This window comes from Bradyrhizobium sp. UFLA01-814, from assembly GCF_046718885.1.
Lineage (GTDB): Bacteria > Pseudomonadota > Alphaproteobacteria > Rhizobiales > Xanthobacteraceae > Bradyrhizobium > Bradyrhizobium elkanii.
In genome coordinates this window covers 1-25,780 of sequence record NZ_JAQOSR010000135.1, presented here as the reverse complement: position 1 = coordinate 25,780, position 25,780 = coordinate 1, and the positions used below count along the sequence as shown (strand labels likewise).

Genomic DNA, 25,780 nt, shown 5'->3' with positions numbered 1-25,780 from the left:
TCCGCTCAACGAGATCTGGCGACAGATCAGCAACCAGTCGCCGAACCTGACGCCGGTGTTGCGCGAGGCCAAGCAGCGCGTGCTGGAGACGCTGCTCACCAGCGAATTCACCGTGCTGGCGCGGCTGCTCGCGCGCATTGCCAGCGGACACTACTCGACCCGCGACTTCTCCGGCGACAGTCTGCGGCAGGCGCTCGAGCTCTATGTGCTGCACTTTCCGGTCTATCGCACCTATCTCACCGCCTCGGGACCAGCCGCGCATGACCGCGCACTGATCCGCGAGACCATCGAGCGCGCCCGCGCCGACTGGTTCGCCGCCGACGAAGGCATCTTCGATTTCCTGCGCGACGCCTTGACCATGGACCTTTTGCAGCCCGGCCGGCCGCCGCATGGCGCGCCGCGGGTCCGGCGCTTCGCGCTGAAGGTGCAGCAATTCACCGGGCCGATGATGGCGAAGTCACTGGAGGATACCGCCTTCTATCGCTATCACCGGCTGCTGGCGCTCAACGAGGTTGGCGGCGATCCGGCGGCGGGCGCGATCGCACCCGAGGCCTTCCACGCCATGATGCAGGCCCGCGCCCGCGAATGGCCGCACGGCATGACGGCGACCGCGACCCACGACACCAAGCGCGGCGAGGACGCCCGCGCCCGCATCATGGCGCTTGCGGAAATCCCCGGCGAATGGACCAGCGCGGTGGCGCGCTGGAAGGTGCTGAATGCGCCGCATCTCGTGCTCGACGGCGAGATGCGCGCGCCATCGGCGACGTTCGAATACATGCTGTATCAGGCCCTGCTCGGCGCCTGGGATCCCGATGACGCCTCGCTCGCCGCCCGCATCCAGGCCTACGCGCTGAAGGCGGCGCGCGAGGGCAAGCAGGAAACCAGTTGGCTCAATCCGCACCAGCCTTACGAGGCCGGCGTGAAAGCCTTTATCGAGCGAATCCTCGATCGCAAGACCTCACCCGAATTCCTCGATGCGCTGGGGACGCTGGCGCAACGCACGGCGCTGATCGGCGCGCTGAATTCGCTCAGCCAGATCACGCTGAAGGCAACCATGCCGGGCGTGCCGGATTTCTACCAGGGCACCGAAGGCTGGGATCTTTCGCTGGTCGATCCGGACAACCGCCGTCCGGTCGACTTTACCGAACGGGCAGGAATGCTCGCCACACTGGAGACGCCGGATTGGGATGCGCTGGCGCTAGACTGGCGCGACGGTCGTCTCAAATTCGCATGGACGCGGCATCTGCTCCGGCTCCGCAACGAGATGGCCGATGTGTTCACCAGCGGCGACTACGTGCCGCTCGCGGTCAGCGGCCCACACCGCGATCACGTCATTGCCTTCGCGCGGCGCCATGGCCGCGAGGCGGCCATCGTTGCGGTGGCAAAATCATTCGCCCCGTTCACGCAAGGCGGGCGCAGCTGGCCGCGCCCCGAAGCTTTTGAGGGTGAAATCGACGCGGCTGGATATGCACTCCCGGACGGAGCAACCAGGATTCAGCTCCCGGCGCTGTTCGCCGATCTTCCGGTCGCGGTGCTAAAGGCCAAGGCCGCAACGGCGTCGAAACCAACCTCAAAACGAGCGCGCTCGCACGCCTAGAGCATTTTCGGTTCTGATTGAATCAGAACCGAAGCTCTAGATTCTTGTTTTGTCGCGTTTTCTTCACGCGAACCGGTGTCCACTTCGCTCGAAAACGCTCTAGTTTGATGCGTCAGCGCTTGGTCAGCAGCAATTTCCCGCGCTTCTGGATCGCTACCTGTGCGACCTCGGCGAACCTTTGCAGCAGCCACGGCAGCGTCACCTCGACCCGCACATGGGTATCCTCGACATCGACATGCCCGGCCGCGACCTGCCCCAGCGCCCGGACGCGAAAGCTCATCCGGTTGTCGTCCCAGCGCTCCTCGTCGACGCTTATGACCGGCAGGTTCGCCGTCGCGCGCGACAGGCCCGTTTTCAAGCGGCGCATCGCCTCGTCGCGGCCGAGGCTATGGGGTATCGAAACGATCAGCGGCGCCGACATTGCGATGCACTCCTCCGTGGATTTCGTTGATGTAGTTCTGTTCCAAGGCAAACGGAAGAACCGCACAGTTTTATCGCGCCGCCAACTCCGGAACCTTCACAGTTACGGGTTGTTTTCCTTCCCGAAGGGCAGAAACGAGACGAGCCCGCGGGGCTGAGGAGACGCTAGATGTCAATTGGAACGATCATTCTCATCATTCTGGTCATTGCGCTGCTTGGCGGCTTCAGCGGCATCGGCGGCGGACCGTTTTACGGCACCGGCTATTACGGCGGCGGCGGGCTCGGCCTGGTCGTCGTGATCCTGCTGATCCTGCTCCTGATGGGACGACTGTAGCCCTTGGTGGCGTTGCGTCCTGCCGATATCGACGACCAGCATCACCCGCGAAAGCGGGTGATGCTTCGTTGGACGGCGCTTACTGCGTCGTAAGCTTCTTCATCGCCGATTTGATCGACGACGCTGCGTCCTCGTAGCCATCCCAGGCCTTCGTCTTCGCGAGCAAGGCCGGCACGGCGCGTAGCGTGAATTTCTTCGGATCGAGATCACCGCGCAGCTGCGGCCAGGTCAGCGGCATCGAAACCGTCGCCCCCGGACGCGCCCGCGGCGACAACACCGCGACCGCCGTCGACATCCTGTCGTTGCGCAAATAGTCGAGGAATATCCTTCCCGTGCGCTTGGCCTTGGACATGTTGATCAGATAGCGCTCGGGATCGTCCTGCGCCATCCATTGGCAGACCGCCTGCGCGAACGCCTTGGCCTCCTTCCACGTCACCTTGTCCCTGCTGCCTGCGAGCAGCGGTGTGACGACGTGCAGCCCCTTGCCGCCGGTGGTCTTGCAGAAGCTTTCGAGACCGACCGCGGTCAGCCGTTGCCGCATGTCCTTGGCGGCATCGATCACGTCGGCGAATGCGACATCGGGCGCGGGATCGAGATCGAACACCAGCCGGCCCGGCGTGTCATAGGCATCGGGCGCGCAATTCCAGGGATGCAGTTCGAGGCCGCCGGCCTGCGCGACCGCCGCCAGGCCCTCAACCTGGTCGATCTGCAAATAGGGTTTGCGGTCGCCCGAGACCTTCGCAAGCTTGAGGAGTTTTGATGTGCCGGCCATCGCATGACGCTGGAAGAAGGTCTCGCCCTTGATGCCGTCGGGCGCACGCACGATCGAGCACGGCCGGCCTTTGAGATAGGAGATCATCCATTCGCCGACCGCCTCGAAATAGTTGGCGAGGTCGAGCTTGGTCACGGGCTCGCCATCGCCCGCATCAGGCCACAGCGCCTTGTCCGGGTGCGAGATGACGACACCCATCACCTCGCTGGACGCTCTCCCGGCGCCCTTCTTCGCCACGCCCTTGGCCATCGGCTTCACCACTTTGGTTACAACCGGCCGCTCGGCCTCGACCTCGTGCGCCGGCTTGTCCTGGCGCAGGCCCTTGAAGGCGGCCTGGCGGATATTGCCGGCGTCGGTCCAGCCGGCGAACTCGATCTCGGCGACCAGCTCCGGCTTCAGCCAGTGCACGTCGCGGGTCTTCTTCGGCGCGTCCTTGCCGCCGAACGGGCTCACGTCCGCCTCCGCCGCCTTGAGCGCCGGCATGATGCGGCGGACCGTGTCCTGGCCGAAGCCGGTGCCGACGATGCCGACAAACGCCAGATGATCGCCGCGATAAACGCCCGCCATCAGCGAGCGGAATTTGCCATTGGTGGTCTTCCAGCCGCCGAGCACCACTTCGTGGCCGGCGCGGATTTTTGCCTTGGTCCAGTCGTCGGAGCGGCCGGAACGGTAGGCACCGTCGAGCCGCTTGGAGACGATACCTTCGAGGCCGAGCTTGCGCGCGGATTCCAGCACCGCCTCGCCGCGCTGCTCGAAATGTTCGACATAGCGGATCAGAGGGTTCTTGCCCTTGCGCGCCGCGAGCAATTGCTTCAGCCTCGTCTTGCGCTCGGCGAGCGGCAGCGGGCGCAGGTCCTCGGTGCCGGCGAACAGCAGGTCGAACGCGTAGAAGATCAGCCGATCCGTCTTGCCGTCGGAGAGCGCGGCCTGCAGCGTCGAAAAATGCGGCGTGCCGTTCTTGTCGAGCGCGACGATCTCGCCATCGATCAGCGCGTCGGGCAGCTTCTCCGCCTCCTTCACGATCGCGCCGAACTTGCCAGACCAGTCGAGCCCCTTGCGCGTCTTCAGCACGGCCTCGCCGTCTTCGACGCGCAACTGCACGCGGTAGCCGTCGAACTTGATCTCGTGGCACCAGCCCGTGCCATTTGGTGGAGACTCGACCGCGGCGCAGAGCTGCGGCGCGACGAAATCAGGCATCTCCGATGCCTGCTTCGGTTTCGCCTGCCGCGTCACTTTCAGCCGTTCCTTGGGCGCTGGGGCCTTGGTCCTGGCGCGCGCGTCCGCAGCCATGCCGTGGTTGGACTGCCAGACCGCGTCAGCTTTGGCCTTGCCATTGCCCTTGGCCAGCATGAACGGCTTCGGCGCCCGGCCCTTGCCGGCCGCGATCTGCGCCATCGAGCGTCCGGAAGCGACCGAACGATCCTCGTCGAGGATCTCCTCGCCGTTGCCGTCAACGGCATATTCGTCGCGGTGCTTGATCAGGAGCCAGTTGGTGCGCTTGCCGCCGAAGCGGTCGCCCTTCATCCGCACCAGCACCCAGCTGCCGTGCAGCTTGTCGCCCTCGAGCGTGAACTTCAGGTCGCCCTTCCTGAAGCCGCGCTCGGGATCATCCGATTCCCAGGTCCCGCGATCCCACAGCTGCACCGTGCCGCCGCCATACTGGCCTTCGGGAATGGTGCCTTCGAAATCACCATAGTCGAGCGGATGATCCTCGACCTCGACCGCCAGCCGCTTGTCATGCGGATCGAGCGACGGCCCGCGCGTCACCGCCCAGGACTTGAAGACGCCGTCGAATTCGAGCCTCAGATCGTAATGCAGCCGCGTCGCGTCGTGCTTCTGGATGACGAAGCGCCGCTGCTTGCTAGGTGCGACCTTGACGTCGCCCGACGGTTCGCTGGTCTTCTCGAAATCGCGCTTCTTGCGATAGGTGGACAGGTTTCTCAGCGACACAACAAACCTCGGCAAACCCTCGGCGCAAACGACGGCCGCCGCCTCCGTGCGGCCATCAGGAACCAAAACCCACGGTATCCGTTCAAGTTCCAAACTCAAGCTGTTTGGAGGCGATCATGGCCGCTCCCCGCGCCTACTGGAAAGGCACGCTCAAGCTCTCGCTGGTGTCATGCCCGGTGGCGCTCTACCCGGCCTCGACCGCGGTCGAGAAGACCCGCTTCCACATGATCAACCGGGAGACCGGCAACCGGCTGAAGCAGCAGATGGTCGATACCGAGACCGGCGACGTTGTCGAGGGCGATCAGAAGGGCCGCGGCTATGAGGTCAGCAAGGGCAAATATGTCGAGATCGAGAAGGACGAACTCGAGGCGGTCCAGATCGAGAGCAACCATACCATCGACATCGACAGCTTCGTGCCCGAGGGCGAGATCGACAAGCGCTATCTCGACCACCCCTATTATATCAGGCCCGACGGCAAGGCCGGCGTCGACGCGTTCGCGGTGATCCGCGACGCCATGAAGGATCAGGACCGCGTCGCGCTGGCGCGGATCGTGCTGACCAACCGCGAGCATGTGATCGCGATCGAGCCGCTCGACAAGGGCATGCTCGGCACCACCTTGCGCTACCCCTACGAGCTGCGCGATGCCGACGATTATTTCGACGACATCAAGAGCCCGAAGGTCACGAAGGACATGATCGAGCTCGCCGGCCATATCCTCGACAGCAAGGCCGCGCATTTCGATCCGTCGAAATTCAAGGACGAGTATGAGACCGCGCTGAAGGCCCTGGTCCGCCGCAAGGCGGCCGGCAAGCCGATCAAGACCGCCGAGCGCGAGCAGAAGCCAAGCAACGTCGTGAGCCTGATGGACGCGCTGCAGCAGAGCCTCAAGGGCGGCAAGAGCGGCGCAAGGCGCTCGCGCTCCACCGCGCGCCGCCCGACCGCACATCGCCGCGCCGCCAAGAAGACGCACCGGTCAAGCGCGCGGCGACGGAAGGCGGGGTGAGATCTCTCGTCCTTGCGAGCGCAGCGAAGCAATCCATCTCTCCACATACGCGGAGGGATGGATTGCTTCGTCGCTACGCTCCTCGCAATGACGGATGGATGCAACTCGTCCGCTACTTCTTCTTCGAGCTCTTCCGCTTCTTGGCAGTCTTGCGCTTCTTCGCCGTCTTCTTCTTGGACGCCTTCTTCGGCACCTTCCGCCCCTTGGCACGCGCCTCGGATAGCCCGATCGCGATCGCCTGCTTGCGGCTCTTCACCTTCTTCTTGGAGCGGCCGCTGCGCAGCGTGCCGGCCTTGCGTTTCTTCATCGCGCGCTCGACATCGCGTGATGCCTTCCGCGAATATTTCCTTGCCATGGGTTCTCTCCCGGTGAGGGAAAACAAGCCTCGATGGCAGCGAAAGTTCCGTTTGGTGTCGTCGGGCGACGGCACCAACGTAGCCCGCATGAGCGCAGCGACATGCGGGAGATGCCCCGGATATCGCTTCGCTCATCCGGGCTACATGTTAGTCCGCCGCGCGCAGCCGATAGCCGATGCCGGTCTCGGTCAGCACGAATTGCGGACGCTCCGGGTCGGCCTCGATCTTCTGGCGTAGCTGGCGCACATAGACCCGCAGATATTGCGCGTCGGTCAGCTCGTCCCACAATTCCTTCAAGAGGAAGCGGTGGGTCAGCACCTTGCCGGCATGCTGCACCAGCACGCGCAACAGGTCGTATTCCTTCGGCGACAGCTTGATCTCCCTGTCGCCGACCTTGACGATCCGGCGCACCAGGTCGACCGAAAGATCGCCGGAGCGGAACACCGGCCGCTCGCCCTGCACCTGCAACTGGTGGCGCAGCGCCGCGCGCAGCCGCGCCAGCAGTTCGTCCATGCCGAACGGCTTGGTCAGATAATCGTCCGCGCCGAGGTCGAGCGCCTGCACCTTGCCGGCCTCGTCGCCGCGGCTCGACAGCACCACGATCGGCACGCTCTCGTTGCGGCCGCGGATCATGCGCAAGAGATCGTGGCCCTGGATGTCGGGCAATCCGAGGTCGAGGATGATCAGCGCCGGCCCCTCGGCCAGCATCTCCAGCGCCAGCTTGCCGTTGGATGCCTCGAGAATGTCGTAGCCCTGCGTGCTCAGCCCCATCCGCAGCAGCTTGCGGATCGGCGGCTCGTCGTCGATGACCAGGACCTTGATCGGCGTGGCGTTCATGCAGCAGTGTCCAGCGCGTTGGTGTCGGCGGGGATCGGCAGGCGGATGGTGATGACGGCGCCGCTGCGGTCGGCGCGGTTGGCCGCCGCGATCGTGCCGCGCATCGCCTCGACGAAGCCGCGCGAGATCGCAAGTCCGAGGCCGGTGCCGGGGCGGACATGGTCGCCCTTCTCGGCGCGATAGAATTTGTCGAACACGCTTTCGAGCTCGGCCGCGGAAATCCCGTTGCCTTCATCGAGGATCTGCAGCGCGATCGTGTCGCGGTCGCGGGCGCCGCGGATCGAGATCGTGGTGTCCGATGGGGCGTATTTGGCGGCATTGTCGAGCAGGTTGAACAGCACCTGCTCGAACAGCACGGCGTCGAGCTCCAGCATCGGAAGGTCGGCCGCGAGATCCAGCGACACCCGGTGATGCACCAGGATCTTGCTCGCCCGGCGCAGCGCGCTGCCGACGATCTCGCCGACGTCATGCCGCGCCGTGTTCGGTACGATCGCGCCGGATTCCAGCTTGGTCATGTCGAGCAGATTGGCGATAAACCGATTCAACCGCTCGGACTCGTCGATCACGGTGGCGAGCAGATCGTGCTTCTGCGCATCGCTCAGGTTGGCGCCGAGATCGCGCAGCGCCGAGGCCGAGCCGAGCACCGAGGCCAGCGGGGTCTTGAGATCGTGCGAGATCGAGGTCAGGAGCGCGCCGCGCAGCCGGTCGGATTCCACCGTGCGCTTGACGCGGTCCATGTCCTCGACCAGCAGCACGCGCTCGATCGCCAGCGCGCCCTGGTCGACCAGCGCATCGAGCAGCCGGCGCTGGTCCGGCGTCAGCAAGGGCCCGGTGCGGTCATCATCGATGCCGATCACCCCGATCGGGCCGCGGCCGGTGCGCATCGGCAGGAACAGCCGTTTTCCCCCCGGCAGCGTATCCGAGCCGCGGCCGGCCGGGCGATCGTTGCCCCAGGCCCAGTTGGCGGCGGCAAGATCGGCCTGATCGAGCTGATCCTCCGGCGGATAGCCGCTCTTGACGGTCAGCATCCCATCCTCCGGCAGCAGCAGCACCACGCGCACCTTGAGCATCAGCGCGATCTGGTAGGCGGTCGCCCACAGCACGTCGTCCAGTGTCGCGGTGCCGGCGAGCTTGCGGCTGAAGGCGTAGAGCGATTCGGTGGTGCGGACGCGGCTGATCGCGGTGTCGGCCTGGGTACGCACCCGCGCCGCAACGTTGGAGACCAGAAGCGCGATCAGCATGAAGAAGAAGAACGCCGCGACATTGGTCGGGTCGGTGATGGTGAAGGTATAGACCGGCGGCAGGAAGAAGAAGTTGTAGCACAGCGAGGCCGCGACGCTCGCCAGCAGCGACGGCCCGAGGCCGTAGCGCGCCGCGGCGCCGACCACGGCGGTGAGGAAGACGAGGTCCACATTCTCGATGCCGAAGAACGGCTGGATCAGCTTGGCCGCGCCGAGCCCGAGCGCCGCCAGCAGCAGCGCCATCAGATAGGGCCGCGGATTGAACGGCTCCTGCCGCTGCGCGGTCTGCACCGCCGCCTTGCCGACCGGCAGCTCGTCGCCGGCGATCACGTTGACGCTGATATTGCCGGCGCGGCGCACCAGATCGTGCACCACGGATCCATGCGTCAGCTCGAACCAGCGCGAGCGCGTCGACTTGCCGATGATGATCTGGGTGACGTTGTTGGCCTGCGCGAAATTGATGACGTCGTCGGCAATGCGGCGGCCGACGCCGGGAAGCGTCAGCGCCTCGCCGCCGAGCGATTCCGCGAGCCGCATGGTGTCGGCCAGCCGGTCGCGCTGCTCGTCGGAAAGTTGCAGGCTGCGCCGCGTCTCGATGCTGACCGCGGTCCATTGCGCATGCAGCCGGTCGGCGAGGCGCTTGGTGTAGCGCACGAGGCCGGCCGCGCGCGGATCCTCGCTGAGGCACACCAGGATGCGTTCGCCCGCGGCCCAGGGTCCGGCAATCGCATTGGCCTGCATGTGGTTGAGCAGCTGCTCGTCGACCCGCTCGGCGGTGCGGCGCAGCGCCAGCTCGCGCAGCGCGGTCAGATTGCCCGGCGAGAAATAGTGTTCCAGCGCCCGCTCGGCTTGTCTCGGCACATAGACCTTGCCCTCCTTCAGCCGCTGGATCAGATCGTCGGGCGTCAGGTCGATCAGCTCGATCGCATCGGCGCGATCGACCACCGAGTCCGGCACCGTCTCGCGCACCCGCACATGGGTGATCTGCGCGACGACGTCGTTGAGGCTCTCGATGTGCTGGATGTTGATCGCGGTGTAGACGTCGATGCCGTGCGACAGCAGTTCCTCGACGTCGAGGTAGCGCTTGGGATGCCGGCTACCCGGTGCGTTGGTATGGGCGAGCTCGTCGACCAGCGCCAGCTGCGGCCGCCGCGCGATTAATGCGTCGAGGTCCATCTCCTCGAGCGTCTGGTCGCGATAGGCCAGCCGCTTGCGCGGCAGCACCTCGAGACCCCTGAGCAGCGCCTCGGTCTCGATCCGACCGTGGGTTTCGACGACACCGACCACGACGTCGACGCCCGCCTTGAGGCGGGCGTGGGCGCTCGAGAGCATCTCGTAGGTCTTGCCGACGCCGGGGGCGGCGCCGATGAAGATCTTCAGCCGTCCCGATCGATCGGTCTCCCGGCGCGCCGCCTCCAGCAGCGCATCCGGCGAGGGTCGTTTGTCAGGGTCGCGCTGATTGGCCATACCGCAATATAGTCATCCTGCGAGAGACAGCCTACTCCCCTATTTTGCGTTTGCCGCGTCGAGCGCCAGATTGAGCGCAAGAACGTTAACGCGGGGCTCGCCGATCACGCCGGCGAAGCGGCCCTGCGTGTTCTGCGTCACCAGCTCGCGCACCGCGTCCTCGGACATGCTGCGCGCCTTGGCGACCCGCGGCACCTGGAACAGCGCAGCGTCCGGCGAGATATCCGGATCGAGCCCACTGCCCGACGTGGTCACGAGATCGACCGGCACGCCGGCCGACGGATTCTCCGCCTTCAGCTTCTCGACATCCTCCTTGACCCGGTCGTTCAGCGCCTTGCTGGTCGGACCGAGGTTGGAGCCGCCGGAATTGGCCGCGTTATAGGGCGCCGGGACGGTCTTCGTGGAGTCGTTCGGATCGGGCGCGACCGTCGCCGACGGCCGGCCATGGAAGTATTTATCTTCCTTGAACTCCTGCCCGATCAGGGCGGAGCCGATCACCTTGCCGTCCTGCTCGATCAGGCTGCCTTGCGCCTGCCGCGGAAAGATGACGCCGGCAATCCCGGTGATGGCGAGCGGATAGGCAAGGCCCGTGATTGCTGTCAGCAGGACCAGCACGAGGATGGCGGGGCGGATTTCTCTCATCATGATTGCGGCTCCTTAAGCCAGGCCCAAAGCGGCGACGACGAGATCGATCGCCTTGATGCCGATGAACGGGATGATGATGCCGCCCAAGCCGTAGATCATCAGATTGCGGCCGAGCAGCGCGCCGGCACCGACCGCGCGATACTTGACGCCCTTCAGCGCCAGCGGGATCAGCGCGATGATGATCAGCGCGTTGAAGATGATCGCCGACAGGATCGCGCTCTGCGGGCTTGCCAGGTGCATGACGTTCAGCACGTGGAGCTGCGGATAGAAGGCGAGGAACATCGCCGGGATGATCGCAAAGTACTTCGCGACGTCGTTGGCGATCGAGAACGTGGTCAGCGCGCCGCGGGTCATCAGCAGCTGCTTGCCGATCTCCACCACCTCGATCAGCTTGGTCGGATTGGAATCGAGGTCGACCATGTTGCCGGCCTCGCGGGCAGCCTGCGTGCCGGTGTTCATGGCGACGCCGACATCGGCCTGCGCCAGCGCCGGCGCGTCATTGGTGCCGTCGCCGCACATCGCGACGAGCTTGCCCTTGGACTGCTCGTCGCGGATCAGCTTGAGCTTGTCCTCGGGGGTTGCCTGCGCCAGGAAGTCGTCGACGCCGGCCTCGGCCGCGATCGCGGCCGCGGTCATCGGGTTGTCGCCGGTGATCATCACGGTGCGGATGCCCATCCGGCGCAGTTCGGCAAAGCGCTCGCGGATGCCGCCCTTGACGATGTCCTTCAGGTGCACGACGCCGAGCAGCTTGCCGTCCTTGGCGACGGCCAACGGCGTGCCGCCGGCCTTGGCGATCTCGTCGGCAATCGACTGGATCTCGCGCGCTTCGGCGCTCATCGTCGCCGCGAGCGCGCGGACGGTGTTGCCCGAGGCGACGGTGCGGGGCGAGCCGCCGTCGACATAGGAAAGGATCGCGTCGACCGCGCCCTTGCGGACCGACGACGTGCCGGCATCGATGCCGCTCATGCGGGTCTGCGCGGTGAACGGCACGAAGGTCGCGGCCAGCTCATGCATGTCGCGGCCGCGGATGCCGTATTTCTCCTTGGCCAGCACCACGATCGAGCGGCCTTCCGGCGTTTCGTCGGCCAGCGAGGCAAGCTGCGCCGCGTCGGCGAGGTCCTGCTCGGAGACGCCGCGAATCGGACGGAATGCGGTCGCCTGGCGGTTGCCGAGCGTGATGGTGCCGGTCTTGTCCAGCAGCAGCGTATCGACGTCGCCGGCGGCCTCGACTGCGCGGCCGGACATCGCCAGCACGTTGAAGCGCACCAGGCGGTCCATGCCGGCGATGCCGATCGCCGACAATAGCGCGCCGATCGTGGTCGGGATCAGCGTCACGAACAGCGCCACCAGCACCACGACCGAGATCGAGCCGCCGGCATAGGCCGCATAGCTCGGGATCGTCACCGTGGCGAACACGAAGATGATGGTGAGACCAGCCAGCAGGATATTGAGCGCGATCTCGTTCGGCGTCTTCTGCCGCTCGGCGCCCTCCACCAGCCTGATCATGCGGTCGATGAAGGTCGAGCCTTGCGCTGCGGTGATGCGGACGCGAATCCAGTCCGACAGCACCTGGGTGCCGCCGGTGACCGCGGAACGATCGCCGCCGGACTCGCGGATCACAGGCGCGGATTCACCCGTGATCGCCGCTTCATTGACCGAGGCCACGCCTTCAATCACCTCACCGTCGGACGGGATGTTGTCGCCGGCCTCGACCAGCACGATGTCGCCGACCTTCAGCGAAGTGCCGGGCACCATGCGATAGGTCCGGTCGGTACCGGTGAGCAGCTTGGCCTGGCTCTCGGTGCGGGTCTTCTTCAGCGATTCCGCCTGCGCCTTGCCGCGGCCCTCGGCGACGGCCTCGGCGAAATTGGCGAACAGCACCGTGAACCAGAGCCAGAGGATGATCTGGAAGGTGAAGCCGAGATTGGCGCTGCCGGTGACGAGGTCGCGGACGAAGATCACCGTGGTCAACGCGGCCACGACCTCGACCACGAACATCACAGGGTTCTTCGCCATCAGGCGGGGATCGAGCTTGACGAAGGCCGAGCGGATCGCCGGCACCAGGATCTTCGGGTCGAACATGGTCGACGCCGTCACCTGCTTTTGCAGTCTTGTGGTTTCCATGGTTGTCACTCCGGACAATTCGATCAGAACAGGGTGTTGGCGTTCATCGCGAGGTGCTCGACGATCGGCCCGAGCGCCAGCGCCGGGAAGAAGGTGAGACCGCCGATGATCAGGATCACGCCGATGACGAGGCCGACGAACAGGCCGCCGGTGGTCGGGAAAGTCCCCGCCGAGGCCGGGATCGACTTCTTCTCGACCAGCGAACCCGCGATCGCCATCGCCGGCACGATCATGAAGAAGCGGCCGACGAACATCGCGGAGGCGAGCGTCAGATTGTAGAACAGGGTGTTGCCGGTGAGGCCCGCGAAGGCCGAGCCGTTATTGCCGGTCGCCGAGGTGAACGCGTACAGCACCTCGGTGAAGCCGTGCGGGCCGGAGTTCGCCATCGAGGCCACCGCCGACGGCAGCACCACGCTGACCGCGGTCCAGCCGAGATACATCAGCGGCAGCACCAGGATCGCGAGCATCGCCATCTTGACCTCGCGCGCCTCGATCTTCTTGCCGACATATTCCGGGGTGCGGCCGACCATCAGGCCAGCGACGAAGATCGCCAGCACGACGAACAGCAGCATGCCGTAGAAGCCGGCGCCGACGCCGCCGATGATGACCTCGCCGAGCTGCATGTTGATCAGCGGGATCATGCCGCCAAGCGCTGTGAAGCTGTCGTGCATGGCGTTGACCGCACCGCAGGAGGCCGCAGTGGTGACGACGGCGAACAGCGAGGACGCGACGATGCCGAAGCGGACCTCCTTGCCCTCCATGTTGCCGCCCGAAAGGCCGAGCGCGTGCAGCGCCGAGGTGCCGTTGGCTTCCGCCCAGTAGGTGACGGTGACGCCGGCGACGAACAGGATGCCCATCACGGCGAAGATCGCCCAGCCCTGGCGCTCGTTGCCGACCATGCGGCCGAACACGTTGGTCATCGCGGCACCGAGCGCGAAGATCGAGACCATCTGCACGAGGTTCGACAGCGCGGTCGAGTTCTCGAACGGATGCGCGGCGTTGGCGTTGAAGAAGCCGCCGCCATTGGTGCCGAGCATCTTGATCGCGACCTGCGAGGCCACCGGACCGAGCGCGATGGTCTGCTTGCCGCCCTCCAGCGTGGTCGCATCGATATAGGCGTGAAGCGTCTGCGGCATGCCCTGCCAGACCAGGAACAGCGCGTAGATAACGCAGATCGGCAGCAGCACGTAGAGCGTGCAGCGCGTGACGTCGACCCAGAAGTTGCCGACCGTGCGCATCGACGAGCGGGTAAAGCCGCGGATCAGCGCCATCGCCAGCGCGATGCCGGTCGCCGCCGACAGGAAGTTCTGGTGGGTCAGGCCGACCATCTGGACCAGATAGGACAGCGTGCTCTCGCCGCCGTAGTTCTGCCAATTGGTGTTGGTGATGAAGGAGATCGCGGTGTTGAAGGAGAGATCCTCCGATACCGCCGACTGCCCGGCCGGATTGAACGGCAGCACTGCCTGCAGCCGCATCAACCCGTAGATGATGGCGAAACCGCCGACATGGAACAGCAGCATGGCGACCGTGTAGGTCAGCCAGTGCTGCTCGCGCCGCTCGTCGACGCCGCCGACCCAGTAGATGCCGCACTCGACCGGGCGCAGCACGGGCGACAGGAAGGTGCGCTCGCCATTGAACACGCGGGTCATGTACCAGCCGAGCGGTTTGACCAGCGCGGCAACGATCGCGCAAAACAGAATAATTTGAATCCAGCCGATGACGGTCATTGCGTCAAACCTTTCGAATGGGAGCGAAGCGCAGCATCGACGCGAACAAGCCGAGCAACAGCCCGGTCAGCATCGCGTCGGCTAACAGAATTGTGCAAAGCGCTGACATCGCGGGCCGCCTAGAAGCGTTCGGGCCGCAGCAATGCGTAAGTGAGGTAGAACAGCAGGCCCAGCGAGACGAGGCCGGCGAGCGAATAATCGAAGATCATCGCCGCCTCCGTTACAGCCGTTCACAGGCGTAGGCGTAGCCGATGCCGGCCGCGAAGAAGCCGACCGCAAGCGCCGCCATGAGAATGTCCATCATGAAAGACTCCTATGCATCCGAGGGGGCGCGGGGCGACCGTATAAGCGCTCCGCGCCGGATGGCCGTGAGGTGCCATCCGGGGCATAGGTTTTCGAGATGTGGCGAATAAGGACGTTATAGGAATCCTATAAAGGCGGCAGGCGCTCTCCGCAGTCGTCCTGGCGAAAGCCAGGACCCATAACCACAGGTCCGAGTTTTGCGATGGCTGGGGCCCCAACCTGATCTCACAAGCAGATTCGGTGGTAATGGGTCCTGGCTTTCGCCAGGACGACAACTTGGCCTTTATGGAATCCCTATATCTCCGCCCCTCGCCTCATCTCGTTTTCAAATGGCACTCCGGCCATTTTGAGCCTGCGGCCAATGCCTTGAGCTTGGCTTTCCTTGGGCCGCGCAAGACGAGATGACGCCATGTCAGTGCTTTCCCAAAACACCTCCATCGATCTCGGCGAACGGGTGCGCGACGCTTATGCGGTGACGGCTGAATTCATGGCCGACATCATCAGCCAGACCTGCCGGCGCTTTCCCTCGGTCGGACAGAGCGGCAAGACTCACCGCGTCGAGCGCCTGATCCAGTCAGGCGCCTGGACCGACGCCGCGATCGCGCTGCTCGATCTGGAACTGCCGCAATGGCAAATCCGCCGCCTGGTCTATGACGAGGGCGAGTGGCACTGCGCATTGTCGCGCGAACGCGAACTGCCGGACTGGCTCGACCAGTCGATCGAGACCCGCCATGCCGATCTTGCGCTTGCGATCCTCAGCGCCTTCGTCGAGGCACAGCGGATCTCCACACCCGATAGCCGAACCAGCGTGCCGACCGTCCGTCGCGACACGCGCGCGGTGTACGAGCCGCTGTTCGTCGACAATATCGGCTGAAGGCGGCGCCGGCGTGGACACCAAACAACTGCCGCGGCAGCTGCAGTCGGTCCAGGTCATGGTTCGGTTCGGCTTCCGGCTTGCCATCATGATCGGCTTTGCCGTGTTCGCCGGTACCGGCTTCGGCAAGGGCCTCGTCACGCTGCTGTGGATGTCGGCGGTGATCTGTGCCTTTGCAGGGATCGCCAAGCGCGAAATGCCGTTTGCCGCAAACCTCAACCACTGGGACGAGATGACCGCCTATGTCGCGCTGTGTGCGCTCGGCACCGGCATCGTCCAGCGCCTCTGAATCCATCCCGGAAAATCCTATGCCGCTCCTATGAAGTCGGCCGCCCTTCGCGCTCGATTTCATATCCGGCAAATCAGACATTGATCGCGTGACTGTGACTGAAGCGTTTTCGAGCGAACCGGATACCGGTTCGCGTTCGGAAAACGCGTCAGAAACGAAAGAAGGACTACAACCGTGAAACTCGTCGAACCTCCCTCGTGTAGCGCCGCGTCCACTATCGTCTTCATTGGCCGCAACCATCGCGGCCAGTGGGTCGCCCAGCAACAGAACGGCCTCTATGGCGGCCTGTTCGTCAACCGCGCCCAGGCCGTCAAATACGCGCTGTTCGAGAACGGCCAGCATCCTGAAATGATCGTCGAGCTGTCGCGTGAGATCGAGCTCGATATGCGCGGCGAGACCGCGAGCCTCCCAGCAAGCCGCGTGGCGTGAGCCACCCATGACCTGGCAAACGGCTGCGAAAGCCGACACGGCCGGATGGCTGTCGGGCTTCATCCCCGATCTTCCGACTCCCTTCAGCCGTCGGGGCGAAATCGACGCGGACGCATTCGGCCGGCTGTGCGAGCGCCAGATCGCAGCCGGCGCCACCGCGCTGGTGGTCGGCGAGACCGCCGGTGAAAGCGCGACGCTGGAGCCCGCGGAACGCGCGCAGCTCGTGCGCATCGCCGCAGGCGTCGCGCGCAAGCGGGTTCGCATCATCGCCGGCGCCGGATCGAACGCGACGGATCGCGCCGTCACATTCACCCGGTCCGCGGAAGCCGCCGGTGCCGACGCGGTCATGTCGGTCGTGCCCTATTACAACAAACCGATGCCACGGGGCACGGCGGCGCATTTCCGCGCCGTCGCCGCGGCCACCACACTGCCCGTCATCCTGCACGACATTCCGTCGCGCACGGTGAGGGGCCTTGCCGACGAGACGCTGCTCGAGCTCGCCGCATCGCCGCGCTTCGTGGGATTGCGCGACGGCAGTGGTGACGTTGCCCGGCTGGCGCGCCTGCGCTCACGGCTGCCGGCGACATTCCGGATGCTGACCGGCGACGACGCCGCCTCGCTGGCCTGGCTCGCCGCCGGTGGCGATGGCTGCATCTCGGCCGTGACGAACGTCGCGCCCGATCTGTATGTGGCCGTTCACAGGCATTTCCGCGAGGGACGGTTGTATCAGGCGCGGGAGTTGCACCAGCGGCTGGTGCCGCTTGCGACCTTGCTAGAGCGCGAGCATCCCGCCGCATTGAAGTTCGCGCTGGCGCTTCTGGGATTCATGCAGCCGGCGACGCGGCTGCCGATCGTGCAATTGAACGGGTCGGCAAAGGCCGAGGTCTCGCAAGCGATGGCTGAGCTTGCCGACGAGTACCTCGCAGCCGCGCATTGAGATTTTCCGACCCGACATAAGCCATCGCAATGCACAATGCGATCAGCACGCGGTGCCCGTGACACGACGCCAACTTGAGGTTCCGAAACGGCGCCCCATATCCACGGCAAGGGAGTGCTTGCCGTGCACACCACCTTCAAGGCGGCCCTCGTTGTTGCGACCGTCCTGGTCGCTCTGGTTGTCTCCATCCGTCCCGGTCCGGCCGCGGACAACAGCCATCTTGCCCTGACCATTTCAATCGACGGGGCAATCGGGCCGGCAGCGGCCAGCTACGTCAAGGACGGCCTGGCCAAGGCCGCCGAGCGTCGCGCCGAAATTGTCATCCTGCGTTTGAATACGCCGGGCGGCCTCAGCACCAGCATGCGTGAGATCATCGCCGACGTACTGGCCTCGCCCGTTCCCGTGGTCGGCTACGTTGCGCCATCCGGGGCCCATGCCGCGAGCGCCGGGACCTATATCCTCTATGCGACCCATCTCGCGGCCATGGCGCCCGGCACCAATATCGGCGCCGCGACGCCGGTGCAGATTGGCGGCCCGATACCGGGGCTGCCGGGCAGCACCCCGGACAAGGGCGGCAAGGACCAGAAGGACGGCGGCCATCCGTCCGAAACCAAGGACGCCATGACGGCGAAGGTGACGAATGATGCCGTTGCCTTCATCCGCAGCCTCGCCGAATTGCGTGGCCGCAATGCCGACTGGGCCGAGAAGGCGGTACGCGATGCCGCCACCCTCTCCGCCAACGCTGCGCTGCAGGCCAACGTCATCGATCTCACCGCGCGTGATCCGGCCGACCTGCTCAGGCAGGTCGATGGCCGGACAATCGAGCTCCCCGGCGGCAAGACGCAACGCCTGGCGACCAGGGAAGCCGCGATCGAGGCCATCGATCCCACCTGGATCGCGCGCGCGCTTGCGGTCATCACCGACCCCAATATCGCATTCATTCTCCTGATGGTCGGCATCTACGGCCTGATCTTCGAGTTCATGTCGCCCGGTGCCGTGGCGCCGGGGGTTGTCGGGACGATCTGCCTGCTGCTCGGTCTCTACGCGCTCAACATGCTGCCGATCAACTACGCCGGCTTCGCCCTGATGCTGGTCGGGATCGCGCTGCTCGCAATCGAAGCCTTCAACCCGACCGTCGTGATCGGCCTCGGAGGAATAGTCGCCTTCGTGCTTGGAGCAGCCATGCTGTTTCGGATCGAGGCGCCCGGATACCGGCTGTCATGGCCGGTCATCGGCATCGTCGCCGCGATGTTCACGGGGCTGATTCTCGTCGTGCTCGGCGCGCTCCGCCGCGCGCGCAAGGGCCCGGTGCGGATCGGTGCGCAAGCCATGCGCGGGCTATCGGCCGAAGTGCTCGACTGGTCCGAGACCACGGGTCACGTCTTCACCAACGGTGAACGCTGGCAAGCGCGCAGCACCGAGACGTTCACGGCGGGAGACACGGTCGAGGTCGCCAACATCATCGATTTGACGCTGGTGGTACGGCGCGCGCCGGCCTCCCCCGGCGAAGGAGGTACAGCATGATGCTTGATTATTTTACCTATGCGGCGATCGCGCTGCTGATCATCGTATTCCTGACCCAGGCCGTGCGCGTGCTGCGCGAATACGAGCGCGGCGTCATCTTCACGCTCGGCCGTTTCACCGGGGTGAAGGGCCCGGGGCTCATCATCCTGATTCCTGTGGTGCAGCAGCTGGTGAAGGTCGATCTCAGGGTGGTGGTGCAGGTGGTGCCGCCGCAGGACGTGATTTCGCGCGACAACGTCTCGGTCAAGGTCAACGCCGTGCTCTACTTCCGCATCGTCGATCCCGAGCGCGCCATCATCAAGGTCAGCGACTACATGGCTGCGACCAGCCAGCTTGCGCAGACCACGCTGCGCTCGGTGCTCGGCAAGCACGAGCTCGACGAGATGCTGGCGGAGCGCGACAAGTTGAACGCCGACATCCAGGAGACCCTCGACAGGCAGACCGACGTCTGGGGCATCAAGGTCACCGGGGTCGAGATCAAGGATATCGATCTCAACGAAACGATGGTGCGGGCGATCGCCAAGCAGGCCGAGGCGGAACGGCTGCGGCGCGCCAAGGTGATCAACGCGATGGGCGAGCAGCAGGCCGCCGAGAAGCTGGTCGAGGCCGGCAGGATTCTTGCCCAGGAGCCGCAGGCGATGCAGCTGCGCTACTTCGCGGCGCTGCACGACATTGCCGGCGAGCGCTCCTCGACCGTGGTCTTCCCGCTCCCGATGAACCTGCTCGATCATCTGGCGCCGCGACGTGAAGCGACGTGAACTGGTTTGCTAAAGCTTGATGAGATTGGACTGTGTAGCGACTACGACGGCACCGCGCTCCCTCTCCCCGCTCTTGCGGGGAGAGGGTTGGGGTGAGGGGCCGTCTCCGCTTACACGGTGATCGCTGCGTTTGCGGCAGCTCCCCCTCACCCGGAACGCATCTAACGATGCGTTCCGACCTCTCCCCGCACGCGGGGCGAGGTGAAGCGGAGTCCGGTCGCCGATTCCGAGTAAAGTCATCTCGTTCTAACTCCCGCGATGCTTGGCCCGCCACGCAGGTCCCGGACCGCGCATGTAATGCGCCTCGGGCCGGTAGTCGCTGATCGGCTCCTCGCCGATCCAGGCGAGGAATGCGAGCAGCCCTTCTGCGGCGCGGCGCGGCAGGGCAGCGATGAACGAAACTGCGCGCATCTCAGTAATCCCACTTCTCGCCGAGCACGACCGGCGCCCGTGGATATCTCTCGGCGTCGCCGCCGAGCATGCCGACATTGAGATGGGTCCGCGCCCAATCCTCGTGGCCGCGATGCAGCAGCAGCTCATTGCGGAGCCGGTGAATCTTGGCGGCGGCGATCGCGCGGTGAACAGTCCTGAAGACGAGGCCGATCCGCCGGAACGTCCGCCGCAGGATCAAGGGCACGGCGCCGGCCGAACCGTGCGGCCGGGCATCGTGGTAATGGAGCAAGGTCATGTGCCACCTTCCCGTTTGGCGGCGCGCGCGAGCGCACCGCATCACGCCAAAAAGATGCTGGGAAGGCCGTAGGAATTCGAGAGCAGCCGCAGCCCTGTCACATAGCCGCGGCATAAGCGTCCGGCTGCGGTCCGTGCATCGCGGTCATGCCGCAAATCGCGACATTTCGGACAATTTTACCCCCGATCAGACGCGCGAGGGGCCGGTTTACGGTCGGCGGCAAGACCGGTAACCTCGCCTCCCAATGCGACGTGGAGAGTGCCCATGCGGCCCAAGGATCAGATCAACTGGATGCTGTCGGATGCGATCGAGGCGCTCGCCCGCGCCGAACGGTTGCACCAGAGCTTCCTCAATTTGCACCCGCGCGCGGGAAGCACCGAGCCGAGCTGGGAACCGCCGACCGACGTGATCGAGACCGAGGATGAAATCCTGATCCTGGTCGCGTTGCCGGGGGTCGATCCCGACGAGGTCGAGGCCGCGCTCGACGGCGACACGCTGGTGATCTCCGGCCGCCGCACCCTGCCCCCTGAACTCCGCAACGCCCGCATCCTGCGCCTCGAACTGCCGCAGGGCCGGTTCGAGCGCCGCATCGCGCTGCCGACCGGCCGCTACACCATCAGCCGCTTTGCCGCGCATGGTTGCGTCGGCCTGCGGCTCGGAAAGTCGAGCTAAAGGATTTCGACATGGCTGCCTCAGACGTTTCAAGCCCAGCATCGACTTCGACGCCGATCCCGAGCGACGCGCTGATCATCGTCCCGGTGCGCAACACCGTGCTGTTTCCGGATGTCATCATTCCGATCACGATCGCCCGCGCGACGTCGATTGCCGCGGCCCAGCAGGCGGTACGCGAGCAGCGGCCGATCGGCATCCTGCTGCAGCGCGATCCCGAGACCAACGATCCCGGCCCCGACGGGCTTTACCGCGTCGGCACAACAGCCAACATCGTGCGCTACATCACCGGCGCCGACGACACCCATCACCTGGTTTGCCAGGGCGTGCAGCGCATGCGCGTGCTCGACTATCTGCCCGGCACGCCGTTCCTCGCGGCCCGCGTGCTGCAGATCCCGGAGCCGACCACCACCTCGCCCGAGATCGAGGCGCGCTTCCTCAATCTGCAGCGCCAGGCGCTGGAGGCCGCGCAATTGCTGCCGCAAGTGCCGCAGGAGCTGATCGCTGCGCTGCAGGGCACCACCTCGCCGGCAACCCTCGCCGACCTTGCGACGTCCTACATGGACATCAAGCCGTCGGAGAAGCAGGACATCCTGGAAACCATCGATCTCGTGGCGCGGATGGACAAGGTGTCGCGTCACCTCGCCGAGCGCATTGAGGTGCTGAGGCTGAGCCAGGAGATCGGGCAGAAGACCAAGGCCGTGTTCGACGAACGGCAGCGCGAGGCGATCCTGCGCGAGCAGATGGCGACGATCCAGCGCCAGCTCGGTGAAGGCGACGGCAAGGCTGCGGAAGTCGCCGAGCTGACCAAGGCAATCGCAGATGCCAAGATGCCGCCGGAGGCCGAAAGCCAGGCGCAGAAGGAATTGCGCCGCTACGAGCGGATGCCGGAGGCCGCGGCCGAGTCCGGCATGGTGCGCAGCTATCTCGACTGGCTGATCGACCTGCCCTGGAGCCTTCCGGAGGAGAAGCCGATCGACATCGCGGAGGCGCGCAAGATCCTCGACCAGGACCATTATGGCCTCGAGAAGATCAAGAGCCGCATCATCGAATATCTCGCGGTGCGCAAGCTCGCGCCCGGCGGCAAGGCGCCGATCCTGTGCTTCCTCGGCCCGCCCGGCGTCGGCAAGACCTCGCTCGGCCAATCGATCGCGCGCGCGATGTCGCGGCCGTTCGTTCGTGTCAGCCTTGGCGGCGTGCATGACGAGGCCGAGATCCGCGGCCATCGCCGCACCTATATCGGCGCGCTGCCCGGCAACATCATCCAGGCGATCAAGAAGGCCGGCGCGCGCAATTGCGTGATGATGCTCGACGAGATCGACAAGATGGGCCGCGGCATCCAGGGCGACCCGTCGGCCGCGATGCTCGAAGTGCTCGACCCCGAGCAGAACAGCACCTTCCGCGACAATTATCTCGGCGTGCCGTTCGACCTCTCGCGCGTCGTCTTCATCGCCACCGCCAACATGCTCGACGGCGTGCCCGGGCCGCTGCTCGACCGCATGGAGCTGATCAGCCTTGCGGGCTACACCGAGGACGAGAAGCTCGAGATCGCCAAGCGCTATCTGGTGCGCCGCCAGCTCGAGGCCAACGGGATCAAGGCCGAGCAGGTCGAGATCGATCCGGATGCGCTGCGGCTGATCATCCGCAGCTACACCCGCGAGGCCGGCGTGCGCAACCTGGAGCGCGAGATCGGCAAGGTGCTGCGCAACGTCGCGGTGCAGATCGCCGAAGGCAGCACCAGCCACGTCACGATCGCGCCGAAGGACATCGTATCGCTGCTCGGCCAGCCCAGGTTCGAGAACGAGATCGCGATGCGCACCAGCATTCCCGGCGTTGCCACCGGCCTCGCCTGGACCCCGGTCGGTGGCGACATCCTGTTCATCGAGGCGTCGCGCACCCCGGGCCGCGGCGCGCTGATCCTCACCGGCCAGCTCGGCGAGGTGATGCGCGAGAGCGTGCAGGCCGCGCTGACCCTGGTGAAGAGCCGCGCCTCCCAGCTCGGCATCGATCCCGGCGTGTTCGAGAAGAGCGACATCCACGTCCACGTTCCCGCCGGCGCGACGCCGAAGGACGGCCCGAGCGCGGGCGTTGCGATGTTCACCGCCCTCACCTCACTGCTGACCGACCGCACGGTGCGCAGCGACACCGCGATGACCGGCGAGATCTCGCTGCGCGGCCTCGTGCTGCCGGTCGGCGGCATCAAGGAGAAGGTGGTCGCGGCCGCGGCCGCCGGCCTGACCCGGGTGATGCTGCCGGCGCGCAACAAGCGCGACTTCGACGACATCCCCGCCGGCGCCCGCGCCAAGCTGGAGTTCATCTGGCTCGAACGGGTCGACGAGGCGATCGCAGCGGCGCTGGAGGCCGCCAAGACGACGCCCGCCGCCGCGGAGTGATCGCATCTCAAACGCAACAAGAGGGCGTGACAGCGATCGCCGTCACGCCCTCTTGCGTTGCAGATGGCGGAGCGGTGCCGCTCAGCTCTTGCCCATGCATTCTTCGATGTAGAACCAGCGGTCGTCGCCGGTCAGGCCTTTCGACTTCACCTCGGCGCGGCAGACCTTCAGCTTGGGCTTGTTGGCCTTCCACTTCGCCTTCATGTCCTTCAGCTTCTGCATGGTGAGCTTGACCTTCGACGGCTTGGCCTCGGTGGTCTGGGCCGATGCGGTGTGCAGCGAGCCGGCGAGAAGCAGGGCGGCCACAAGACAGCTTGCGGTACGAAACATGACTGAAATGTCCCTTGATTATCTGTTGAATTGAACGGCGTAGAGCTTCTTGTCTGACGCGTTTTCTTCACGCGATCCGGCATCCACTTCGCTCGAAAACGCTGCAGGCCGCGCGCGGGATGCCAGATGTCCCGCGCGCGGCCCGGTCTGCGATCAGAGGATTTTGACCGCGCTGAGCAGCGTCATGTAGACGCCCCACGCCAGCGGAATGCCGACGAACAGCCAGAACAGCGCCGCCTTGGCGTCGAGCCCGCCAAACCCGATCCCGTAGGAACCGTGCGGTCCGGCCGCCGCGGCGCTAACGCTCGCATCCTGCAGCTTGGCGACCTCGGCGTCGCTCATATGCCATTTCGGATCGACCGGCTTGATCAGGTAGTTGCAGATCAGGCCCGCGATCAGCATGGCGCACAGGATGTACATCGTGGTGTTGTAGAGCTGGTCGCGCGGCACGCCGGCGGCAAGCTGGAACTCACGGATGTAGTTCACCACGACAGGCCCGATGATGCCCGCGGTCGACCATGCCGTCAGCAGACGGCCGTGGATGGCGCCGACGAACTGGGTGCCGAACATGTCAGCGAGATAGGCCGGCACGGTGGCGAAGCCGCCGCCATACATCGACAGGATGATGCCGAAGCCGAGCACGAACAACAGCTTCGATCCCATCGCGGCGAAGGTCGGCGCCAGCGCGTAGAGCGCGATGCCGAGGATGAAGAACGTGTAGTAGGTGTTCTTGCGGCCGATCTTGTCCGACAGCGACGCCCAGAAGAAGCGGCCGCCGATGTTGAACAGCGACAGCAATCCGGCGAAGCCGGCCGCGATCGCCGCGATCTGCGCCTTCTGTCCGGCATCGAGCTGGTTGAAGCCGACATTGGGCAGGCCGATCAGCTTGCCCGCGAAGATCTCCTGCAGCATCGGCGAGGCCATGCCGATCACGCCGATGCCCGCCGACACGTTCAGGCAGAGCACCCACCAGATCAGCCAGAATTGCGGCGTCTTGTGCGCGTTGTCGAGATGGACGTGCTTGCTCGAGATCATCGCGTTGGCCTTCGTCGGCGGCGTCCAGCCCTCGGGCTGCCAGCCGGCCGGCGGAATGCGATAGCGGAACGCGCCGATCATCATGAACACGAAGTAGATCGCGCCCATGGCGAGGAAGGTCTCCCAGACGCCGACCGAGGTCGGGGTCTTGAAGTAGTTCATCAGCCTGTCGGCGAGCGGGGCGCCGATCATCGCGCCGCCGCCGAAGCCCATGATCGCCATGCCGGTCGCCATGCCGCGCCGGTCGGGGAACCATTTCACCAGCGTCGACACCGGCGAGATGTAGCCGAGACCGAGGCCGACGCCGCCGATCACGCCGGAGCCGAGCCACATCAGCCAGAGCTGGTGCGTGTAGACGCCGAGCGCGCCGATCACGAGACCGCCGGCCCAGCACAGCGCTGCGACGAAGCCCGCCTTGCGCGGGCCGACCTTCTCAAGCCAGCCGCCCCAGATCGCGGCGGAGACGCCGAGCAGCACGAAGAACAGCGTGTACATCCACCCCAGGCTCGCGACTTTCCAGTCGCAGGTGGTGGTGAACAGCTCCTGCACCAGCGAGATGTCGGGGCACGCCTTCGGCGCGGTCAGGCCGATCGCGCGCGACAGCGGCAGCCAGAACACCGAGAAGCCGTAGGCCATGCCGATGCACAGATGGATGCAGAGCGCGGCCGGCGGCACCAGCCAGCGGTTGAAGCCGGCGGTCGCGATTGTATGTTCCTTGTCGAGGAAACCTGCACCTGACGCGGATACGCGTCCGGCGCTGCTCACTGTGGTCATTGACACCTCCCCTGCAGCCGCCATTACGACAGGCGCATCTGCGTCTTCGATCCCGTCTCAGCCCATTGCGGCCAGCGTCAGCCGGCTGCGCCGCACATTTCCTCAATGCGCCGGGACCAACCACGCACATTCCGGAAATGCCAACCCCCAATACGACCGGATATGCCCCGCCGTGCAGCCCGTGATCTGGACACAGGCCCAGTCGTTGTCCGTCGATGCGCCCACACTCGAGCACACCTCCATCACCACAACCCGGCGGACATTATCAATTCGCGCAGAATGGAAAATAGGTGTCGATAGGCA

24 protein-coding genes are annotated in these 25,780 nt (G+C 65.5%); 11 read left to right on the top strand and 13 right to left on the bottom strand.

Annotated elements, in window-relative coordinates; genetic code table 11:
• Positions 1-1,597 (top strand): malto-oligosyltrehalose synthase (treY, locus tag PMN64_RS31720; protein WP_411783529.1); only part of this gene is annotated, 1,597 nt, incomplete at its 5' end.
• A 112-nt stretch (positions 1,598-1,709) separates the two neighbouring features.
• On the opposite strand, the gene PMN64_RS31715 is transcribed toward treY, so the two are convergent.
• Complete coding sequence (locus PMN64_RS31715; protein WP_411783528.1) at positions 1,710-2,018, bottom strand: polyhydroxyalkanoic acid system family protein; 309 nt, start codon at positions 2,016-2,018, stop codon at positions 1,710-1,712.
• Between the two features lie 168 nt (positions 2,019-2,186).
• Here PMN64_RS31715 and PMN64_RS31710 point away from each other — a divergent pair, with 168 nt between their 5' ends.
• Positions 2,187-2,351, top strand: a complete 165-nt coding sequence (locus tag PMN64_RS31710; RefSeq protein ID WP_076823921.1) for a DUF3309 family protein — start codon at positions 2,187-2,189, stop codon at positions 2,349-2,351.
• Between the two features lie 79 nt (positions 2,352-2,430).
• Here the strand turns inward: PMN64_RS31710 and ligD are convergent, their stop codons facing one another.
• Positions 2,431-5,073 carry a DNA ligase D gene (gene ligD, locus PMN64_RS31705; RefSeq protein WP_411783527.1) on the bottom strand — a complete coding sequence of 881 codons (2,643 nt, stop codon included), beginning with the start codon at positions 5,071-5,073 and terminating at the stop codon, positions 2,431-2,433.
• Between the two features lie 116 nt (positions 5,074-5,189).
• Between ligD and PMN64_RS31700 the strand changes: the two genes are divergently transcribed.
• Positions 5,190-6,077 (top strand): Ku protein, encoded by an 888-nt coding sequence (locus PMN64_RS31700; RefSeq protein WP_411783526.1) that lies wholly within the window; start codon positions 5,190-5,192, stop codon positions 6,075-6,077.
• Positions 6,078-6,189: 112 nt separating this feature from the next.
• On the opposite strand, the gene PMN64_RS31695 is transcribed toward PMN64_RS31700, so the two are convergent.
• The 7 genes from PMN64_RS31695 to PMN64_RS31665 form a co-directional block, all read right to left on the bottom strand.
• On the bottom strand, positions 6,190-6,432 hold the full coding sequence (locus tag PMN64_RS31695) for a DUF6496 domain-containing protein (protein ID WP_018273106.1): 243 nt from the start codon (positions 6,430-6,432) through the stop codon (positions 6,190-6,192).
• Between the two features lie 148 nt (positions 6,433-6,580).
• Positions 6,581-7,270, bottom strand: coding sequence for a response regulator (locus tag PMN64_RS31690; RefSeq protein ID WP_028342451.1), 690 nt, complete (start codon positions 7,268-7,270; stop codon positions 6,581-6,583).
• Entirely contained in the window at positions 7,267-9,978 is a 2,712-nt protein-coding gene (locus PMN64_RS31685) for a DUF4118 domain-containing protein (RefSeq protein ID WP_411783525.1), read from the bottom strand. The genes PMN64_RS31690 and PMN64_RS31685 overlap by 4 nt, the downstream gene beginning before the upstream one ends.
• A 39-nt stretch (positions 9,979-10,017) precedes the next feature.
• The gene (locus tag PMN64_RS31680; protein ID WP_411783524.1) at positions 10,018-10,623 is read right to left on the bottom strand and encodes a K(+)-transporting ATPase subunit C; all 606 of its coding nucleotides are present in this window, start codon (positions 10,621-10,623) and stop codon (positions 10,018-10,020) included.
• 12 nt (positions 10,624-10,635) lie between these two features.
• Complete coding sequence (kdpB, locus tag PMN64_RS31675; RefSeq protein WP_411783523.1) at positions 10,636-12,747, bottom strand: potassium-transporting ATPase subunit KdpB; 2,112 nt, start codon at positions 12,745-12,747, stop codon at positions 10,636-10,638.
• A 23-nt stretch (positions 12,748-12,770) separates the two neighbouring features.
• On the bottom strand, positions 12,771-14,474 hold the full coding sequence (kdpA, locus tag PMN64_RS31670; RefSeq protein WP_411783522.1) for a potassium-transporting ATPase subunit KdpA: 1,704 nt from the start codon (positions 14,472-14,474) through the stop codon (positions 12,771-12,773).
• Between the two features lie 119 nt (positions 14,475-14,593).
• On the bottom strand, positions 14,594-14,683 hold the full coding sequence (locus PMN64_RS31665) for a K(+)-transporting ATPase subunit F (protein WP_016846764.1): 90 nt from the start codon (positions 14,681-14,683) through the stop codon (positions 14,594-14,596).
• A gap of 503 nt (positions 14,684-15,186) precedes the next feature.
• Between PMN64_RS31665 and PMN64_RS31660 the strand changes: the two genes are divergently transcribed.
• The 6 genes from PMN64_RS31660 (at position 15,187) to PMN64_RS31635 (ending at position 19,588) form a co-directional block, all read left to right on the top strand.
• Positions 15,187-15,651, top strand: coding sequence for a hypothetical protein (locus PMN64_RS31660; RefSeq protein WP_411783521.1), 465 nt, complete (start codon positions 15,187-15,189; stop codon positions 15,649-15,651).
• A gap of 13 nt (positions 15,652-15,664) precedes the next feature.
• Positions 15,665-15,940: a hypothetical protein gene (locus tag PMN64_RS31655; protein ID WP_411783520.1), complete on the top strand. Its 276-nt coding sequence runs from the start codon at positions 15,665-15,667 to the stop codon at positions 15,938-15,940.
• A 174-nt stretch (positions 15,941-16,114) separates the two neighbouring features.
• Positions 16,115-16,369 carry a hypothetical protein gene (locus PMN64_RS31650; RefSeq protein ID WP_069278093.1) on the top strand — a complete coding sequence of 85 codons (255 nt, stop codon included), beginning with the start codon at positions 16,115-16,117 and terminating at the stop codon, positions 16,367-16,369.
• Between the two features lie 7 nt (positions 16,370-16,376).
• A complete protein-coding gene (gene dapA, locus PMN64_RS31645; RefSeq protein WP_411783519.1) occupies positions 16,377-17,306 on the top strand; it encodes a 4-hydroxy-tetrahydrodipicolinate synthase in 930 nt (309 codons plus the stop codon).
• Positions 17,307-17,420: 114 nt separating this feature from the next.
• On the top strand, positions 17,421-18,830 hold the full coding sequence (locus PMN64_RS31640) for an NfeD family protein (RefSeq protein ID WP_411783518.1): 1,410 nt from the start codon (positions 17,421-17,423) through the stop codon (positions 18,828-18,830).
• Positions 18,827-19,588, top strand: coding sequence for a slipin family protein (locus tag PMN64_RS31635; protein WP_028332707.1), 762 nt, complete (start codon positions 18,827-18,829; stop codon positions 19,586-19,588). Before PMN64_RS31640 ends, PMN64_RS31635 begins: the two co-directional genes overlap by 4 nt.
• 246 nt (positions 19,589-19,834) lie before the next feature.
• Here PMN64_RS31635 and PMN64_RS31630 read toward each other — a convergent pair whose 3' ends face one another.
• Positions 19,835-19,999, bottom strand: coding sequence for a hypothetical protein (locus PMN64_RS31630; protein WP_411783517.1), 165 nt, complete (start codon positions 19,997-19,999; stop codon positions 19,835-19,837).
• 1 nt (position 20,000) lies between these two features.
• Positions 20,001-20,276: a hypothetical protein gene (locus PMN64_RS31625; RefSeq protein WP_028342460.1), complete on the bottom strand. Its 276-nt coding sequence runs from the start codon at positions 20,274-20,276 to the stop codon at positions 20,001-20,003.
• A 264-nt stretch (positions 20,277-20,540) separates the two neighbouring features.
• On the opposite strand from PMN64_RS31625, the gene PMN64_RS31620 reads away from it, so the two are divergent.
• Positions 20,541-20,948 carry an Hsp20/alpha crystallin family protein gene (locus PMN64_RS31620; protein ID WP_411783516.1) on the top strand — a complete coding sequence of 136 codons (408 nt, stop codon included), beginning with the start codon at positions 20,541-20,543 and terminating at the stop codon, positions 20,946-20,948.
• A gap of 11 nt (positions 20,949-20,959) precedes the next feature.
• Positions 20,960-23,338 (top strand): endopeptidase La, encoded by a 2,379-nt coding sequence (lon, locus tag PMN64_RS31615; RefSeq protein WP_411783515.1) that lies wholly within the window; start codon positions 20,960-20,962, stop codon positions 23,336-23,338.
• Between the two features lie 81 nt (positions 23,339-23,419).
• Here lon and PMN64_RS31610 read toward each other — a convergent pair whose 3' ends face one another.
• Complete coding sequence (locus PMN64_RS31610) at positions 23,420-23,668, bottom strand: hypothetical protein (RefSeq protein ID WP_028332712.1); 249 nt, start codon at positions 23,666-23,668, stop codon at positions 23,420-23,422.
• 153 nt (positions 23,669-23,821) lie between these two features.
• Entirely contained in the window at positions 23,822-25,477 is a 1,656-nt protein-coding gene (locus PMN64_RS31605; RefSeq protein WP_411783514.1) for an OFA family MFS transporter, read from the bottom strand.
• Positions 25,478-25,780: the final 303 nt, after the last annotated feature.

What these genes read in the sequence shown, in the direction of transcription:
- PMN64_RS31715 (WP_411783528.1), bottom strand. Translation starts at nt 2,018, where the DNA reads ATGTCGGCGCCGCTGATCGTTTCGATACCCCATAGCCTCGGCCGCGAC.
- PMN64_RS31710 (WP_076823921.1), top strand. Translation starts at nt 2,187, where the DNA reads ATGTCAATTGGAACGATCATTCTCATCATTCTGGTCATTGCGCTGCTT.
- PMN64_RS31700 (WP_411783526.1), top strand. Translation starts at nt 5,190, where the DNA reads ATGGCCGCTCCCCGCGCCTACTGGAAAGGCACGCTCAAGCTCTCGCTG.
- PMN64_RS31695 (WP_018273106.1), bottom strand. Translation starts at nt 6,432, where the DNA reads ATGGCAAGGAAATATTCGCGGAAGGCATCACGCGATGTCGAGCGCGCG.
- PMN64_RS31690 (WP_028342451.1), bottom strand. Translation starts at nt 7,270, where the DNA reads ATGAACGCCACGCCGATCAAGGTCCTGGTCATCGACGACGAGCCGCCG.
- PMN64_RS31685 (WP_411783525.1), bottom strand. Translation starts at nt 9,978, where the DNA reads ATGGCCAATCAGCGCGACCCTGACAAACGACCCTCGCCGGATGCGCTG.
- PMN64_RS31680 (WP_411783524.1), bottom strand. Translation starts at nt 10,623, where the DNA reads ATGATGAGAGAAATCCGCCCCGCCATCCTCGTGCTGGTCCTGCTGACA.
- kdpB (WP_411783523.1), bottom strand. Translation starts at nt 12,747, where the DNA reads ATGGAAACCACAAGACTGCAAAAGCAGGTGACGGCGTCGACCATGTTC.
- kdpA (WP_411783522.1), bottom strand. Translation starts at nt 14,474, where the DNA reads ATGACCGTCATCGGCTGGATTCAAATTATTCTGTTTTGCGCGATCGTT.
- PMN64_RS31665 (WP_016846764.1), bottom strand. Translation starts at nt 14,683, where the DNA reads ATGATCTTCGATTATTCGCTCGCCGGCCTCGTCTCGCTGGGCCTGCTG.
- PMN64_RS31660 (WP_411783521.1), top strand. Translation starts at nt 15,187, where the DNA reads ATGTCAGTGCTTTCCCAAAACACCTCCATCGATCTCGGCGAACGGGTG.
- dapA (WP_411783519.1), top strand. Translation starts at nt 16,377, where the DNA reads ATGACCTGGCAAACGGCTGCGAAAGCCGACACGGCCGGATGGCTGTCG.
- PMN64_RS31635 (WP_028332707.1), top strand. Translation starts at nt 18,827, where the DNA reads ATGATGCTTGATTATTTTACCTATGCGGCGATCGCGCTGCTGATCATC.
- PMN64_RS31630 (WP_411783517.1), bottom strand. Translation starts at nt 19,999, where the DNA reads ATGCGCGCAGTTTCGTTCATCGCTGCCCTGCCGCGCCGCGCCGCAGAA.
- PMN64_RS31625 (WP_028342460.1), bottom strand. Translation starts at nt 20,276, where the DNA reads ATGACCTTGCTCCATTACCACGATGCCCGGCCGCACGGTTCGGCCGGC.
- PMN64_RS31620 (WP_411783516.1), top strand. Translation starts at nt 20,541, where the DNA reads ATGCGGCCCAAGGATCAGATCAACTGGATGCTGTCGGATGCGATCGAG.
- lon (WP_411783515.1), top strand. Translation starts at nt 20,960, where the DNA reads ATGGCTGCCTCAGACGTTTCAAGCCCAGCATCGACTTCGACGCCGATC.
- PMN64_RS31610 (WP_028332712.1), bottom strand. Translation starts at nt 23,668, where the DNA reads ATGTTTCGTACCGCAAGCTGTCTTGTGGCCGCCCTGCTTCTCGCCGGC.
- PMN64_RS31605 (WP_411783514.1), bottom strand. Translation starts at nt 25,477, where the DNA reads ATGACCACAGTGAGCAGCGCCGGACGCGTATCCGCGTCAGGTGCAGGT.